This window comes from Psychroflexus sp. MES1-P1E (genome assembly GCF_002836055.1).
Taxonomy (GTDB): domain Bacteria; phylum Bacteroidota; class Bacteroidia; order Flavobacteriales; family Flavobacteriaceae; genus Psychroflexus.
The window spans coordinates 1-3,248 of the sequence record NZ_PJBS01000215.1; the positions used below are offsets into that span (position 1 = coordinate 1).

3 protein-coding genes are annotated in these 3,248 nt (G+C 29.6%); all 3 read left to right on the top strand.

Features of this window, described 5'->3' with window-relative positions; translation table 11 throughout:
- Nucleotides 1–403: 403 nt before the first annotated feature.
- Nucleotides 404–895: a MarR family winged helix-turn-helix transcriptional regulator gene (locus CXF67_RS08860; protein ID WP_102088431.1), complete on the top strand. Its 492-nt coding sequence runs from the start codon at nucleotides 404–406 to the stop codon at nucleotides 893–895.
- 6 nt (nucleotides 896–901) lie between these two features.
- Nucleotides 902–1,666: a hypothetical protein gene (locus CXF67_RS08865; RefSeq protein WP_102088432.1), complete on the top strand. Its 765-nt coding sequence runs from the start codon at nucleotides 902–904 to the stop codon at nucleotides 1,664–1,666.
- Nucleotides 1,667–1,789: 123 nt separating this feature from the next.
- Nucleotides 1,790–2,974: an alpha/beta hydrolase-fold protein gene (locus tag CXF67_RS08870; protein ID WP_102088433.1), complete on the top strand. Its 1,185-nt coding sequence runs from the start codon at nucleotides 1,790–1,792 to the stop codon at nucleotides 2,972–2,974.
- Nucleotides 2,975–3,248 lie beyond the last annotated feature (274 nt).

A 3,248-nucleotide genomic window follows, 5' to 3' on the forward strand; every position in this document is an offset into this window, starting at 1 on the left:
CTATATAACAAATCATAATCGCCTTTAGGCGAACTACGATTGTTATACTTAACGTTGGCAATAATGCAGAATTAAGTTTACGGAATACTAAAAATTACGTTAAATTATCATTCAAATACTGAACTCCTTGGAAAAGTGGTAGAGGAAAAAGATTCACTTATTAAATTACTTATATTAGTTCATTAATAGGTAGAGATTGCCTACTTCTAGTGAGAAAAATAAAAGTTAAAATAAGGCTACTGGTAGTTTAAGATTTAATGCACCTAATTTTTCCTCCCAAAATTTTCATACACAAAAATGCAACTTTCAATACACAAGATCTTTATGTAGCATTTTAAAAATTTACATAGTCAACTATATAGTTGTATTTATTTATATTATATTTGCCTCAAATTAATTAAAAATGAATGATGACTTCATAAAAGAACTTGGCTACAAAGCTTTAGACAGTCGATTAAAAAGAATAAGCGATAGAATGTCACACGATATAAGAAAGCTATATAAAGAATTGAATGTTGATGTAGAACCCAATTGGTATTTGTTATTTATGCTTTTACAAAAAAAAGAAAAGTGTTCAATATCCTGTATCGCCGAACATTTGGGATACGCCCATCCATCGGTGGTTGTTATCGTAAAGAAAATGTCCAAAAAAGGTTATTTAAAAACTAAACCAGATCAATCAGACAAAAGAAAACAGATTATCTCATTATCCGATAAAGCTCACAAGTTAATCCCTAAACTTGAAGTAATCTGGGATAGTTGTGAAAAAGCAATCTTAGATATTTTAGACAAAGATTTAGGTATTATATCACACTTGGACAATATTGATTTAAAATTAGTAAAAACCTCATTTCACTATAGATTTAAACAGGAATATTTAAAATCAATTAAATAAAAAATTATGACAAAAAGTATAATACTTATAGCTGTACTTCTTTTAAGTCTATCTTCATTTGCGACAGAAACTAAAATCCTAGTAAGAGCAAAAGCAAAAGATGCCAAGTTTATTGGAAGTTCTCTTGGAGGAGCTTACGTGATTATTCGAAACAAAACTAATAATAGAATATTGGCAGAAGGAAAAACAAACGGTAGTACAGGAAATACCGATTTGATAATGAATATTCCAAAAGAAAGAGGATCTTCGATTACTGATAATCAAACCGCCAAGTTTTTAGCTACTATTGATATTGATGAGCCAACATTCATAAGCATTGAGGTAATTTCTCCTAATAACTATAAACAAGCTCAAATAAATGTGCATACTGAATTATGGCTTATTCCTGGCAAAGATATTTTAGGCGATGGAATTGTTTTAGAAATACCTGGTTTTATAATTGATATATTAAAACCTCGAACACATCACTATATCTCTTTAGATTCTGTAAAAGATAATCCCTTCCAGATTAAGGCAAATATTGTAATGATGTGTGGTTGTACAATTAGAAAAGGAGGAATATGGAACTCTGATGAAATTGAAGTAAAAGGTATTCTTAAAAAAGACGGAGAACATTTTAAAGACATTGACATGTCACTCGTTAAGACAAACCTATTTGAAGGAAACGTAAACATTAATTCCGCAGGAAACTATGAATTAATAATCTATGCGTACAATTCAAAAAGTGGAAATACTGGAGTAGATAAAGTAAATTATGTGATTTACAACTAATCATAAAAAAAGCTACATAATAAAAATACTAGGGCATACTAACAGAGTCCGCCAAATCGAAAAACAAGTAAGTTTTAACCCTTTATTATTCTTACGAAAACCACTAGTAAACATAAAACAAAAATGAAAAAACTATTTATCCTACTAGTATTAATGATGATTTCAAATTTGTCATATGGACAAAATAAAAAGAACATTGTTATTGGAGAAAGATTAACAATTAAATCTGAAATACTTAATTCAGATAGAGAAATTTCAATATACCTACCTAATTCATATAATGATAATAACTACATAAACTATCCTGTATTATACCTTTTAGATGGAAGAAAATTTTTTAATTCATTTACAGGAGTAATTACTCAATTAAGTAGTGATGTTAGTCCGCAGATTCCTGAAATGATTGTAATTGGAATTACTAGTCAAAATCGAATTAAAGATTCTTCTCCTACAAACTCCTTAATTGGTTACACAAAAGAAGAGGAAAAAGGATTGGAAGTTAGCGGAGGAGCAGATGACTTTCTGAAATTTATTCAAAAAGAATTAATTCCATTTGTTGAACATAAATACAGAACTAATTCATATCGGACTTTTGTAGGTTATTCATTTACAGGTTTACCTGTTTTACAAGCTTTATTTTCAATTCCTGAAACATTTAACTCTTATTTAGTAATCGACTTTAGTGCTTGGTGGGATAATGAAATAATGATGAAACGCTTAAAGCTTTTTTCTAAAGAATATAATGGGACAAAAAGAGATATCTTCTTTACAACTGTAGATAGAGTATCCAATAACATTTATCCTGAAGAATATAATCCAGGATGGACATTTATTCAAGAATTTGAACAAAACTCACCAAATAACATCAGTTTAGGTTATAAAAAGTATGAGTATAAAGAGGAAAATCATCATTCAATGCCTCTAGTTTCATTCATTGATGGTATGAAATATATCTTTAGAGAACATATGATAAATTATGATGAGATGTACACCAATCCAAAATTGATTCAAGCAAAATTTTCAAAACTATCTGAAAGACTTGGGTACAATGTATATTTACCCGAAGGAGTTATTAATTACTATGGTTATTTATTTCTCTATACGAGACCAGATATTGAAAAGGCTCTTTTCTACTTTAATTATAATACTAAAAACTACCCTTTATCAAGTAATGCTTGGGATAGTTTAGCTGAAGCATATAAAGTAAATGGAAATAAAATAAAAGCAAGAAAATCTTACATTAAAGCTTTAGACTTAAATCCTGAAAATCCTGAAATAAGAAAACGTTTGGAAGAACTAAAAAATTAAAAACGTGTGATAACACAATATATAATTTATTGCTAGTTCTAGTGTAATTACGAAAATCCTCTCGAATTTTTAGTTTGGTCTGAATAAAAAAGCACTATTGGCAATCGAGTAGACGGGTGACGACTTAAAAGTCGCCACTGCGCCTCTCACACCACCGTACATGCGGGTCTCGTATACGGCGGTTCAACGTTCATCTCAACAACTGCTCTTTCCGCCAATTGAAGCTATCTACTACTTTAAGCATAGGCTACAAAATTTGCTCCTATGCGAATTT